The following is a 12,398-nucleotide window of genomic DNA, read 5'->3' on the forward strand; positions in this document are numbered from 1 at the left end:
GTCAACGCTTAACGCCGTATAGTTGATTTCAAGGGTATTGCTCGCTAGTTATCTGTATTACTCCTCTCTATTTACATACCCCATCTAAGACATGCAAAAGTCAAAAGCATTACTGCTGATCGCCGGGTTTTATTTTTGTTATTTTGCTTTTAACGGCCTGTTCTCTCCGTACTGGGGTTTGTATCTGGCCGAGCTGTCGTTTCCTGCTTGGCAAATTGGCATTCTGACTTCTCTAACGCAAATCAATCGAATTTATGCGCCAGCACTATGGGGCTGGTTGGCCGATCGCAGTGGGCAAAGGCAAAAAATATTACGTTTGGCGGGCGTCATGGGTTTGGTTTTTTTCTTGCCGCTGCTGTTAACGCATTCGTTTTGGCCCTTATTGATTACGGTCTGGATCGCGAGTTTTTTCTGGAGTTCGGCGCTGCCCTTGGTGGAAGCGACCAGCATGACTTTACTTGCCGGCAATAGTGGGGCGTATGCTCGACTGCGCGTGTGGGGCTCAATTGGTTTTGTTGTTGCCGCTTTGCTCGCTGGCTATTTGATCGAGGCTTTCGGAGTAGGCGTGTTGCCAATGGCCGTCGTTTCCGTAATGGCAGGTCTGGCGATTTATTCTTTTTACGTCCCCGAAGCGCCTGTAGTCATTAAAAACCAGCTAGCCAATGTGAAATTTTTTGATGTTTTAGCCAAAAAAGAAGTTAGAGCCTTGCTATTGGCGTGTTTTTTAATGGCGCTGGCCCACGGGGCGTATTACAGTTTTTATTCCATTTATATGGTGGAGCACGGTTATAGCAAGCGAGTTGTTGCTTGGTTATGGACTTTAGGTGTGATTGCAGAGATTGCGGTTTTTTGGTTAATGCCGTCGATTACGCAGCGTTTTACGCTTAAAAAAATATTTTTATGCGGTTTAATGCTGGCAGTGTTGCGCTTTATGCTGATTGGCTTGGCCGCTGACTTTATTGTGCTATTAATTGTGGCGCAATTGGCGCATGGCTTCACATTTGGTAGCCATCATGCGGTGACGATGAGTTATATTCATCGGCATTTTTCTGGCGCGCATCAAGCCAAAGGGCAGGCATTAAATATTGCCGTGTCATTTGGTCTTGGTGGTAGTTTAGGCGGTATTTTGGCCGGTGTGTTGTGGCCGCAAGGCGGGGCGCTGGTGTTTATGTTATCCGCTGGCATGGCTTTGCTGGGTTTTGTCGTGGCTTGGGCCGGCATCAATAAAAACGAGACTTAATTTGCGCTTTAGCTGTGGCTTAGCTTGGATTTTGCTAAGCGCCAAGGCGTGAAACTTCAATCTTAGCGTTGAGTATTTAATATTCAATGCATAGAGGTATTGCCAGTGAATGCTTGCTGAGCATAGCCTTGCTTTAAATACATCCGCGTGAGGCTTGCATGATTATTGTGATGAAGTTTAATGCCAGTGAGGCTGAGGTGACGGCAGTTATTGCCTATATTCGCAGCGCCGGTTTGACTGAACATGTTTCGCGGGGTGCGGAACTGGTGATTATTGGCGCGATCGGTGACGAAGACGCGCTCAATCCGGCGCGTTTTGAAATGCTACCTGGCGTTGATCGGGTGTCCCGCGTTACCAAGCAGTACCGTATCGTTGCACGTGATACCCATCCAGCGGGCTCTGTAGTTAAAATCCGAGGCGTTCCTTTGGGCGGCCAGCAGATTCAAGTCTTTGCCGGTAGTAGTTCAATCGAAAATACCGCGCAAATGAGTGCTTTGGCGCAAGGTATTGTGGACTTGGGTTGTCCGTTTTTATGGGGCGATATTGCCCAAACGCTCGATGGTCCTTATCAATTTCAAGGCAATGAGCACGACAATTTATCTTTGCTAGAGTCGGTGGCCAGTCAGTTCAAATTGCCCTTTGCGGCTGAATTAGTTGATTTGCAAATGCTCGATGATTTGATGGCGCACGATGTGGATTTGATTCAAGTGGGCGCCGGACAAATGCAAAACCGGATTTTACTCAAAGAATTAGGCCGGATTAATAAGCCAATTTTATTGCGACGCGGTCATGCCGCAACACAGGCCGAATGGCTGATGGCGGCGGAATATATTGCGGCGGGTGGCAATCATCATATTGTTTTTTGTGAGCACGGCGCGCGGGCCTTGGGTAGTGAAGGGCGTAATGTATTAGACGTGGCAACGATTGCATGGCTAAAGCATGAAACCCATTTGCCGGTGGTGGTTGATGCCAGTAGTGCCGCTGGCAAGTCTTGGTTGGTGCCACCTTTGGCGCAGGCGGCGGTGGCAGCTGGCGCTGATGGCATCTGGCTAGATGTGCATCCTAATCCGAATTCCGCTTGGCGCAATGCAGATCAGTCGCTTGATTTGTGCCAACTCACGACTTTGCTGTCGACCTTGCGCGCAATTGCTCCCGCGCTCAATCGTACGATTTAAACTTTGGCGTTTTTAAATTATGCAGGCAGTAAAAAAATTGGTTTTACTGGGTACGGGCTTGATTTCTGGCTCGTTTGCCTTGGCATTAAAACGCGCCCGTTTGGTTGAGCACGTGGTTGGCGTTGGGCGAAATTTAGACAATCTGCAGCGTGCGCTCGATTTAAATGTGGTTGATGCCATCAGCGATGATGCAGCGCATGCGGTCGTAGGTGCAGATTTGGTGTTTATCGGTACGCCAGTAGGACAAATGGGCGCTTTAATGCAAAAAATCGCCCCGCATTTGTCTTCCGATTGTATCGTGACCGATGGTGGCTCCACCAAGCAAGATGTCGCTGATTTATATCAAGCCTATTTACCTGAGCAGTTGGCATACTGTGTGCCAGGGCATCCAATTGCAGGTTCAGATTTGTCGGGTGCGGCAGCGGCGCAATTTGGTTTGTATGAAGGGCGCCGGGTGGTGTTAACGCCGTTACCTGAGTCGGATGCTGTTGTGATTGAACGAGTCCGCAACTGGTGGCTGGCCTGTGGTGCTCAGGTGTATCAAATGAGCGCTTTGGCGCATGATGAGATTTTTTCTTCAGTTAGCCATGTGCCGCATTTGTTGTCGTTTGCGTATATGAATTCAGTGCTCGATCGTTACAATGCGGCTGAATGTTTGGATTTTGCGGCTAGTGGCTTTCGCGACTTTACTCGCATTGCCGGTTCGCATCCGGATATGTGGCGTGATATTGCGCTGGCCAATCAAAGCGCAATTTTGAATGATTTGCGCGCCAATATGCAGCAATTGCAGTCTTTAATCGAGTTGGTTGAGTCGAGCGACGGTGTCGCTTTAACCAATTACATTCAACGCGCAAGCTTGGCTCGAATTGAGTGGGGTAAGCCGTTAAAGGGTAAAAAATGACTTATCAAGCTGCAGGGAATCGCTATACCTCAATGCCTTATCGCCGCTGCGGTCATAGCGGCCTAAAGTTGCCGGCAATTTCTTTGGGATTGTGGCATAACTTTGGCGACAACAAGCCCTTTGACAATAGTCGGTCAATGTTGTTACGCGCCTTTGATTTGGGTATTACGCATTTTGATTTGGCCAACAATTACGGCCCACGTCCTGGTGCCGCCGAAGAAACCTTTGGCCGAGTTTTAAAGCGAGATTTACGTCCATATCGTGATGAAATGATTGTGAGCACTAAGGCCGGCTGGGAAATGTGGCCCGGTCCTTATGGTGAGTGGGGTAGTCGTAAATATTTGATGGCGAGTTTGGATCAAAGCTTGCAGCGTATGGGCTTAGATTATGTCGACATTTTTTATTCACATCGACCAGACCCCGAAACGCCAATGGCGGAAACGATGGGCGCGTTAGATGCGATCGTTCGACAAGGCAAGGCGCTTTATGTCGGGATTTCATCCTATTCGCCAGCGCAAACCTTAGAGGCCGCCAGTATTTTAAAAGCACTGGGTACACCATGCCTGATTCATCAGCCTAAGTATTCAATGTTCGAGCGTGAAATTGAGCAAGGGTTAACGCAAGTGCTCAGTGAGTCCGGAATGGGAAGTATTGCATTTTGTCCTTTAGCGCAAGGCTTGTTAACGAGCCGTTATTTGAATGAGATTCCTGCAGACTCTAGGGCTGCGGCTCTCGACAATCATTTTTTAAATGGCGATGCGGTTACACCACGCCTTGCCCAGTTGCGCCAATTAAATGAATTGGCCATGCAGCGCGAGCAAACTTTGGCGCAAATGGCTTTGGCGTGGGCATTGCTTACGGTTACTTCCGTCATTATTGGCGCGAGTCGTGTTTCACAGTTAGACGAAAACGTTGGCGCGATTGCTAATTTAGCTTTTTCTTCGGCAGAGTTGCAGGAAATAGAGCGTATTTTAGCGTCGACGTAAGGCGTGGCGAGTCCGTATAATTAAAAAACCAGCGTGTTTATCGCTGGTTTTTTAATTTAAGGAACAATATGAATCATTTTCCAGTGATTGCAATTGATGGCCCATCCGCATCAGGCAAGGGTACGGTCGCGCAAAAGGTCGCCAATCAACTTGGTTTTGCTTATCTTGATTCGGGAGCGTTATATCGCCTAACGGCATTGGCGGCGCAACGCGCTGGATTGTTGTGGACTGATGAGGCGGCAGTGGCTGAGTTGGCCGCGAAACTGGATGTGGTCTTTGTTGGTGAGTCTATTTTATTGTCGGGAGACGACGTTTCAGTCGAGATTCGTTCGGAATTAATTGGCTCTGGCGCTTCTCAAGTTGCTGCCTTGCCTGCAGTCCGCGTGGCCTTATTGCAAAGACAGCGTGCGTTTTCTAGCGAACAGGGACTAGTTGCTGATGGTCGAGATATGGCGTCGGTCGTTTTTCCTCATGCGCAATTAAAAATATTTTTATCAGCAACACCTGAAGTTCGTGCAGAGCGCCGATTTAAGCAATTGCTTACTCGCAACGAACCGGCCGATTTAGCGGTGATCACTGCCGATTTGCAAGCCAGAGATGAGCGCGATCGTTTACGAAGTGTTGCGCCGCTAGTTCAAGCGGCGGATGCTTACTTACTAGAAACGTCGAATTTATCGATTGATGCAGCAGTAAATCAAGTCTTGCTTTGGTGGCGTGATAAATCGACTAAAACGCTCTAAGCACTTGATAGAGCAAGAAGATTTCCGTATAATCGCCAGATTCGTTTTTGGCATGTGCTGATTTTGAATGCTCGCCCCATATTCGTGGGTCGGGATTGATTAACTAACCTGCTGGTGTATTCCACACTAGCTAATGGAATTTTCCACTAAATATGACTATTGATACTATGGAAAGCTTTGCCGCCCTATTTGAGGAAAGCTTAACCCGTCAAGAAATGCGTTCGGGTGAAGTGATTACTGCTGAAGTGGTCGGTATCGACAACAACTTCGTAACTGTGAATGCAGGTTTGAAGTCTGAATCGCTGATCCCGTTGGAAGAGTTCAAAAACGACAACGGCGAAATCGACGTTAAGATCGGTGATTTTGTTCCTGTTGCGATCGACAGCCTTGAAAATGGTTACGGCGAAACTAAGCTTTCTCGCGAAAAGGCCAAGCGCCTCGCGTCTTGGATCGAGTTGGAAGACTGCCTCGAACGCGGCGAGATCATGTCTGGCGTTATTTCTGGCAAAGTAAAAGGCGGTTTGACTGTTATGGTCAACGGCTTGCGCGCTTTCTTGCCAGGTTCATTGGTTGACATTCGTCCGGTTAAAGATACTACGCCGTACGAAGGTAAAATGGTTGAGTTTAAAGTTATTAAACTTGATCGTAAACGCAACAACGTCGTTGTTTCACGTCGTGCAGTCCTCGAAGACTCATTGGGTGAAGAACGTCAGAAATTGCTAGAAACCTTGAAAGAAGGTTCGATTGTTAAGGGTATCGTTAAAAATATCACTGACTACGGCGCGTTCGTTGATCTGGGCGGTATTGATGGCTTGCTCCATATTACTGACTTGGCATGGCGTCGTGTTAAGCACCCATCTGAAGTATTGGCAGTGGGTGATGAACTTGAAGCTAAGGTTCTCAAGTTCGATCAAGACAAAAACCGTGTATCTCTTGGCTTGAAACAATTGGGCGAAGATCCATGGGTGGGTCTGTCACGTCGTTACCCATCGGGCACTCGCATGTTCGGTAAAGTAACTAACTTGACTGACTACGGTTCATTCGTTGAAATCGAACAAGGCATTGAAGGCCTGGTTCACGTTTCTGAAATGGATTGGACTAACAAGAACGTTCACCCATCTAAAGTTGTTTCTTTAGGTGATGAAGTTGAAGTGATGATCTTGGATATTGACGAAGACAAACGTCGCATCAGCCTCGGCATGAAACAATGCATGGCTAATCCATGGGATGATTTCGCAGAAAACTTCAAGAAAGGCGACAAACTGAAAGGCGCGATCAAATCGATCACTGACTTCGGTGTGTTTGTTGGCTTGGCTGGCGGTATCGACGGTCTGGTTCACTTGTCTGACTTGTCTTGGCACGTTGCTGGTGAAGAAGCCGTTCGCAACTTCAAGAAAGGCGACGAAGTTGAAGCAATGGTTCTTTCTATTGATGTTGAAAAAGAGCGCATCAGCCTCGGCATCAAACAAATGGAAGGTGATCCATTTAACAACTACGTTTCTACGTCTGACAAAGGCGCGATCGTTAAGGGAACTGTTAAATCACTCGACGCTAAAGGCGCAACAATTGCCTTGTCGGATGATGTAGAAGGCTACTTGCGTTCGACTGAAGTTTCGCGTGACCGTGTTGAAGATATCCGCACTGTTCTGAAAGAAGGCGACGAAGTTGAAGCTGTCATCATCAATGTTGACCGCAAAAACCGTTCGATCAACTTGTCGATCAAAGCGAAAGATCAAGCTGAACAAAGCGAAGCAATGAGCAAATTGTCTTCTAGTGATGACAATGCAGGCACGACTAACCTCGGTGCATTGTTAAAAGCTAAATTGTCAGGCTCTGCTGAGTAAGGGTATTAGCTAGAATGACCAAATCAGAACTCATTGCGAAACTTGCTGCTCGTTATCCGCAGTTGGTAGCAAAAGACGCAGAGTTAGCCGTAAAAACGATACTTGATGCGATGGCACGCAGCCTTTCGCAAGGCCAACGTATCGAAATTCGTGGATTTGGCAGCTTTGACCTGAACTACCGCCCGCCAAGGACTGGACGAAATCCAAAGTCGGGCACGAAAGTATCCGTACCGGAGAAATTTGTTCCGCACTTTAAAGCGGGCAAAGAATTACGAGAACGTGTTGATATTGATGCGTAATTCTTAATTCATTGTGGCATAAAAAAGGCGACACTTTCGAGTGTCGCCTTTTTGTTGGGTACTTAAACCAAAAAAATAATGTGTAATTAAGCTACAATATCAAAAACAGGAGGTTTTAATATAATGCGATATTTATTTTGGGCAGTTAAATTTATAGCCTTTGTTATGCTATTTGGCTTTGCAATGCACAATGCAAATCCAGTGACATTGAATTTTTTCTTTAATTATACTTGGCACGCACCACTGGCATTGATTCTATTAGTATTTTTTGTTTCTGGCGCAGTGATTGGCCTTTTAGCAAGCCTAGGTCAGGTTATTCGCTTGCGACGAGAACTCGTTGCTTTACGTAAAGAAAAGCGTCAACCCATAAATAGTATTGCTACCGCTCCTCCTACCGTCGCATTCGAACCGCCGCGTGATGCCCTTTAATTTTTAAAGCGTTTATACATGATTGAAATCCAATTTTGGTGGCTAGCCATCCTACCTATTTTCTTTGGTGCTGGTTGGCTAGCCGCTCGCGTCGACATTAAACACGTTATTGCCGAAAGCCATTCTTTGCCAATAGCTTACTTCAAAGCGGTTAATCATTTATTAGCCGGCGAGATGAATAAAGCAATTGATATCTATATAGAAATTGCAAAGAATCATTCCGAAACCATTGAACTCCAAGTGACACTCGGACATTTATTTCGTCGCAGAGGGGAGCTTGAACGTGCAATTCGTATGCATCAAAAAATCCTATCTCGTCGCGACTTAAGTGAGTCACAAAGACAGCAAACACAATTAGATTTGGCCATTGATTTTATTAAATCGGGTTTATTCGATCGCGCTGAGAAAATTTTGCATGATTTATCCAATACCGACTCTGCGCGGTTAGCGCGCGTAGAGTTATTGGCGATTTATCAGCAAGAGCATGAGTGGCAAAAAGCCATTGCAACCGCCGAACTACTGCGTGATGAAAGCAATAGCTTTCAGCATGAGATTGCCCAATTTTATTGTGAGCTGGCATCAGAAAGCCTGATTCGAAATCAGAATGAAAAAGCCATTAACGAACTTAATCTTGCTTTAAAAGAGCATCGGCATAGTGCGCGCGCACGCCTGATGCTGGGTGAAATTGCGCTTTCAGAAGCGCGGCCAGATGAAGCAATTGAACATTGGCTTAAAATGCCAGCACAAGATATTCATTATTTAGCGCTCGCAGCAAGGCATCTTATTGCTGCCTACCATAGCAAAAATCAACTTGCAGATGGGATTGCGCTTTTAATTCGTTATGTTCAGCAATATCCAGAATTAGATGTTGTTGATCTGATCTATGAACAATTACTAGCGACAGCAGGCATTGATGCTGCTTATGACTTTGTTCGCGAACGGTTGCGTGAACATCCAAGCATGCCTGGGCTAAAAAAACTATTAGATGCTCATTTATTGGTCGCACCAGCGGATCAAAAGTCTGAGCTAGAAGTCATTGGTAAACTACTGCACGACAATACCCGCAGTTACAGTATGTATTACTGTAGTGAATGCGGCTTTAAAACCCGGCAATTTTTCTGGCATTGTCCAGGCTGCAATCAGTGGGAAACATACGCCCCAGTTCGCGGAAAAAGCCGTTCAGTCGTGTAGTTTATTTATTGCATTGGTACTTATTAGATATAAAGCTTGATAGGAATAATTATGAATTTTGATCCACGTGTTATTGTCGCTCTCGATTTTTCAAGTGCTGCTGCTGCCTTAGCTTTTGCTGATCGCGTCAATCCAAGCTTATGCCGATTAAAAGTAGGTAAAGAATTATTTACCGCAACTGGGCCCGCTTTGGTTGAACAGTTGGTTGCTCGTGGGTTTGATGTATTTTTAGATTTGAAATTTCACGACATTCCACACACTGTTGCTCAGGCCTGTAAAGTAGCGGCCAGTTTGGGGGTGTGGATGGTCAATGTGCATGCATCTGGTGGTCGTAAAATGCTAGAAACGACTCGAGATACACTAGAGGCTTTGCCACAAAGACCACTTCTCATTGCTGTCACAGTGTTGACTAGTATGGGTACAGAAGAATTGGCAGAAATGGGTTTGCCTGCGCCAGCCGTACAAGTTGAACGTCTGGCTAAGTTAGCACAATCATGCGGCTTAGATGGCGTGGTTTGTTCTGCACAAGAAGCTAATCAACTCAAGCAAATTTGTGGTGCAGACTTTAAGCTTATTACGCCCGGCATTCGCCCTGTAGGCAGTGATAGCAATGACCAAACACGGATCATGACGCCAAAATCTGCAATGCAAGCAGGTTCAGATTATTTAGTGATTGGACGCCCAATTACCCAGAGTATTGATCCAATTTTAACTTTGCAGCAAATTAACGCAGAGTTGGTTTAAGTTATGCAAACGTTGATTGAACGAATTAAAAATGCCAAGGTGCTTGTGGTTGGCGATGTGATGCTAGATCGCTACTGGTTTGGTGATGTCGAGCGAATTTCACCAGAAGCACCAGTACCTGTTGCTCGGATCACCAAAACGGATGAGCGAGCGGGTGGTGCGGCGAATGTTGCACGTAATGTGGTCGCCTTAGGCGGGAAAGCAAAATTACTATCCGTCGTTGGGGATGATGAAGCGGGCACCAGCCTTGAGCGCTTACTTATTGCACAAGGGGTTGAAACTGTATTGCATCGGGACGCTGAAATCTCGACCACGGTTAAATTGCGTGTATTGGCCAGACAACAGCAATTACTTCGTATCGACTTTGAAAATAGCCCGAGCCATGAAATTTTGGCCGCCAAACTAGATGATTTTAAAGCCTCTTTACTTGATTGCGATGTGGTCATTTTATCGGATTACGGTAAAGGCAGTTTAGTTCATGTGCAGCAAATGATTTTGGCCGCACGCGCGATGAATAAGCCGGTTTTAGTGGACCCTAAAGGGGATGAGTACGAAGCGTATCGTGGCGCAACATTACTTACACCTAATCGTAGTGAATTCAAACAAGTCGCTGGAAAGTGGAGTAATGAAGCCGACTTGATCGAAAAAGCCAATCAATTGCGAACCCAATTTAACTTAGATGCCTTGCTCGTTACGCGCAGCGAAGAGGGAATGACGTTATTTCGAGAAGGGCAAGTGGTACATAAGCCAACCCAAGCACGAGAAGTTTTTGATGTTTCGGGCGCTGGCGACACTGTGATTGCCACGATGGGACTGATGCTGGCCGCGGGATTGGACTTACCAGAAGCAATGGATTGGTCAAATCGCGCAGCAGGGATTGTTGTTGCTAAATTAGGAACAGCGGTCGCAACAAACGCAGAACTATTTGCGTAGTTCTATGTGGGGTATTGCTTGCTAAGCCGTAATTTAAAAGCATTTGCAAGCAATACCTTCTTAGTCCATGATCTCCACTCGATTTTTTCCTGATTTTTTTGCGATATACATTGCTTGATCGGCGCGTTCGATAACCGCATCACGACTATCTTCTGCATGGAAAAGCGCCACGCCTGCACTAAAAGTAATCAATACCTTTTCATTATTGTGCGTAAAAAAGCGTCGTGTTAGCTCACGCTGCACTCTTTGCATCACTTGCACCCCAGCCTCTAAATCCGTATCAGGCATCAGCACAATAAATTCTTCACCACCATAACGAGCGACGCTATCGGTCGGACGCACTAAATCTTTTACGACTTGTACTAAATGCACCAGTGCTTTATCACCAACGGCATGACCTTGTAAATCATTGAGCTTTTTGAAATTGTCGATATCTAACAGTGCGATCGCCAGAGATGATGAATTGCGTACCGCTCTTGCCGCCTCAACTTCAAAAGCTTCTTCTAAGCCACGACGATTTAAAGCGCCAGTGAGCTGATCAGACCTTACTTTATCGCTCAGCGAGCTGAGTTCTTGCTCCAATTCAATCACGCGACTGTGGGCTTCGTCGGCTTGTTTTCGAGCATTAAATAAATCATCTCTAGAGCGCTGCACATCCAATTGCATGCTTCGTGTGTCCAGCAGCAAATCTTCCATGACATGGCGGATACTAGTTAAATCATTCGCCGAGTCGATTTTTTCCGCATATTGATTGATTTTGTCGTGATATTTATCCGTGCTTTCTGACATCACGCCGAGTCGATCAATAAATGAAGTCAACATGGTTTTGAGTACGGTTTGTGCTTCGACTAAACTGTGCTTCACCTGACTTTGTTTAAACAAAACTTCTTTAAGCCCCATCTCCGCATCATAAATTACTCGCATATCGAGTGGCTGAGCCATGATGTGCTGCACAACTGCAATTTGCCCTCGCACCCAATCATCATCAATGACAATTGAGGCAATATTGTCAGTTAGCAGTCTAAGTAAACCCATTAGACCGTCGCATAAACGCTGCTCATTATCGTTTTCTAACTCCAACTTGAGCCAAAATTTTCTTAAACGAGGCAGCCACTTCTCCATGGATGCTGAGTTATCTACACTTTTTGCTTCTTGAGCAATGGCATTGGTTTCAGCTTGTAAATCGGGGTTATGTAATAAACGTGCTGATAGCCCGAACTCTAAGGCCTGCGTAAATGCATCACGCCACTCTTGCCAACGGATATCTACATTATCAGTGCTGCTGTTTGCGGTATTTTCTGCATTGGCAGTTGGCTCGATCACTGAGCCCAAACCAGCAACGCCAGTTTCCGCCCAAGAATTCACTAAGCCACTGAGTTTTTCATTGAGAACATTGCTGTCTTGCTTAAAATTGAGCAACACTTTTTCAAGCGCATCTTTTTTTCGACTTGGCGGATAGCTTGGATTGCGTAAATCCCACTGCAGGATCAATTCACGAATCAAATCAGACCAAGTTTTGGTCAGTTCGGTTTGGCCACTTTGGCTATTAATAATGCGAAATATTTGTTCTGGCAGCTCACCCCATTTTTCGGTGCTAATCGAAGTACGAATTTGGCTGATCTGCCGACTTAATGCAGGAGATTGAATCGGTAAGGCCTCAAACGCAGCCACCAATTCTTTAAACCCTGGGTGTAGGCGGGCATCGTCTGGAGTTTGTGCTATTTCATGATAAATCGCTTCATAATGATCTGGCGAAGGCAAAATACGCCGGACAGCCAGTTGTTTCAGCGTTTCACGCGCGATTTCTGTGGGATTGGTGAGCTTGGTCATTTGTCGATTCTAGCCACGAAAGGTAAGCGCATTATAGTTGAGCCAAAGTGATGCTCCGCAATTTAAATAACAAAACGCCACGAAAA

12 protein-coding genes are annotated in these 12,398 nt (G+C 46.0%); 11 read left to right on the forward strand and 1 reads right to left on the reverse strand.

Annotated elements, in window-relative coordinates:
* The first annotated feature begins 91 nt into the window (after nucleotides 1–91).
* The 11 genes from K4H25_RS09515 to rfaE1 all read left to right on the forward strand — a co-directional run bounded on the left by K4H25_RS09515 (nucleotide 92) and on the right by rfaE1 (nucleotide 10,482).
* Nucleotides 92–1,240: an MFS transporter gene (locus tag K4H25_RS09515; RefSeq protein WP_221020293.1), complete on the forward strand. Its 1,149-nt coding sequence runs from the start codon at nucleotides 92–94 to the stop codon at nucleotides 1,238–1,240.
* 158 nt (nucleotides 1,241–1,398) lie between these two features.
* Complete coding sequence (locus K4H25_RS09520; protein WP_221020294.1) at nucleotides 1,399–2,415, forward strand: N-acetylneuraminate synthase family protein; 1,017 nt, start codon at nucleotides 1,399–1,401, stop codon at nucleotides 2,413–2,415.
* A 19-nt stretch (nucleotides 2,416–2,434) separates the two neighbouring features.
* On the forward strand, nucleotides 2,435–3,316 hold the full coding sequence (locus tag K4H25_RS09525; RefSeq protein ID WP_221020295.1) for a prephenate dehydrogenase: 882 nt from the start codon (nucleotides 2,435–2,437) through the stop codon (nucleotides 3,314–3,316).
* Nucleotides 3,313–4,302 (forward strand): aldo/keto reductase, encoded by a 990-nt coding sequence (locus tag K4H25_RS09530; protein ID WP_221020296.1) that lies wholly within the window; start codon nucleotides 3,313–3,315, stop codon nucleotides 4,300–4,302. Before K4H25_RS09525 ends, K4H25_RS09530 begins: the two co-directional genes overlap by 4 nt.
* Before the next feature lie 68 nt (nucleotides 4,303–4,370).
* A complete protein-coding gene (cmk, locus tag K4H25_RS09535) occupies nucleotides 4,371–5,042 on the forward strand; it encodes a (d)CMP kinase (RefSeq protein WP_221020297.1) in 672 nt (223 codons plus the stop codon).
* 152 nt (nucleotides 5,043–5,194) lie between these two features.
* The gene (gene rpsA / locus K4H25_RS09540) at nucleotides 5,195–6,886 is read left to right on the forward strand and encodes a 30S ribosomal protein S1 (RefSeq protein WP_254456631.1); all 1,692 of its coding nucleotides are present in this window, start codon (nucleotides 5,195–5,197) and stop codon (nucleotides 6,884–6,886) included.
* Nucleotides 6,887–6,900: 14 nt separating this feature from the next.
* Nucleotides 6,901–7,185, forward strand: coding sequence for an integration host factor subunit beta (locus K4H25_RS09545; RefSeq protein ID WP_173534136.1), 285 nt, complete (start codon nucleotides 6,901–6,903; stop codon nucleotides 7,183–7,185).
* A 123-nt stretch (nucleotides 7,186–7,308) separates the two neighbouring features.
* Nucleotides 7,309–7,614, forward strand: a complete 306-nt coding sequence (locus K4H25_RS09550) for a LapA family protein (RefSeq protein WP_221020298.1) — start codon at nucleotides 7,309–7,311, stop codon at nucleotides 7,612–7,614.
* Between the two features lie 18 nt (nucleotides 7,615–7,632).
* Nucleotides 7,633–8,805 (forward strand): lipopolysaccharide assembly protein LapB, encoded by a 1,173-nt coding sequence (lapB, locus tag K4H25_RS09555; protein ID WP_221020299.1) that lies wholly within the window; start codon nucleotides 7,633–7,635, stop codon nucleotides 8,803–8,805.
* 51 nt (nucleotides 8,806–8,856) lie between these two features.
* Nucleotides 8,857–9,549: an orotidine-5'-phosphate decarboxylase gene (gene pyrF / locus K4H25_RS09560; protein ID WP_221020300.1), complete on the forward strand. Its 693-nt coding sequence runs from the start codon at nucleotides 8,857–8,859 to the stop codon at nucleotides 9,547–9,549.
* Nucleotides 9,550–9,552: 3 nt separating this feature from the next.
* Complete coding sequence (gene rfaE1 / locus K4H25_RS09565; protein ID WP_221020301.1) at nucleotides 9,553–10,482, forward strand: D-glycero-beta-D-manno-heptose-7-phosphate kinase; 930 nt, start codon at nucleotides 9,553–9,555, stop codon at nucleotides 10,480–10,482.
* A gap of 60 nt (nucleotides 10,483–10,542) precedes the next feature.
* Here rfaE1 and K4H25_RS09570 read toward each other — a convergent pair whose 3' ends face one another.
* Nucleotides 10,543–12,312, reverse strand: coding sequence for a GGDEF domain-containing protein (locus tag K4H25_RS09570; protein ID WP_221020302.1), 1,770 nt, complete (start codon nucleotides 12,310–12,312; stop codon nucleotides 10,543–10,545).
* Nucleotides 12,313–12,398: the final 86 nt, after the last annotated feature.

The sequence above is a fragment of the Deefgea piscis genome (assembly GCF_019665785.1).
Taxonomy (GTDB): domain Bacteria; phylum Pseudomonadota; class Gammaproteobacteria; order Burkholderiales; family Chitinibacteraceae; genus Deefgea.

Excerpts from the sequence above, each read along its gene's own strand:
- K4H25_RS09515 (WP_221020293.1), top strand. The coding sequence starts at position 92 with ATGCAAAAGTCAAAAGCATTACTGCTGATCGCCGGGTTTTATTTTTGT.
- K4H25_RS09520 (WP_221020294.1), top strand. The coding sequence starts at position 1,399 with ATGATTATTGTGATGAAGTTTAATGCCAGTGAGGCTGAGGTGACGGCA.
- K4H25_RS09525 (WP_221020295.1), top strand. The coding sequence starts at position 2,435 with ATGCAGGCAGTAAAAAAATTGGTTTTACTGGGTACGGGCTTGATTTCT.
- K4H25_RS09530 (WP_221020296.1), top strand. The coding sequence starts at position 3,313 with ATGACTTATCAAGCTGCAGGGAATCGCTATACCTCAATGCCTTATCGC.
- cmk (WP_221020297.1), top strand. The coding sequence starts at position 4,371 with ATGAATCATTTTCCAGTGATTGCAATTGATGGCCCATCCGCATCAGGC.
- rpsA (WP_254456631.1), top strand. The coding sequence starts at position 5,195 with ATGACTATTGATACTATGGAAAGCTTTGCCGCCCTATTTGAGGAAAGC.
- K4H25_RS09545 (WP_173534136.1), top strand. The coding sequence starts at position 6,901 with ATGACCAAATCAGAACTCATTGCGAAACTTGCTGCTCGTTATCCGCAG.
- K4H25_RS09550 (WP_221020298.1), top strand. The coding sequence starts at position 7,309 with ATGCGATATTTATTTTGGGCAGTTAAATTTATAGCCTTTGTTATGCTA.
- lapB (WP_221020299.1), top strand. The coding sequence starts at position 7,633 with ATGATTGAAATCCAATTTTGGTGGCTAGCCATCCTACCTATTTTCTTT.
- pyrF (WP_221020300.1), top strand. The coding sequence starts at position 8,857 with ATGAATTTTGATCCACGTGTTATTGTCGCTCTCGATTTTTCAAGTGCT.
- rfaE1 (WP_221020301.1), top strand. The coding sequence starts at position 9,553 with ATGCAAACGTTGATTGAACGAATTAAAAATGCCAAGGTGCTTGTGGTT.
- K4H25_RS09570 (WP_221020302.1), bottom strand. The coding sequence starts at position 12,312 with ATGACCAAGCTCACCAATCCCACAGAAATCGCGCGTGAAACGCTGAAA.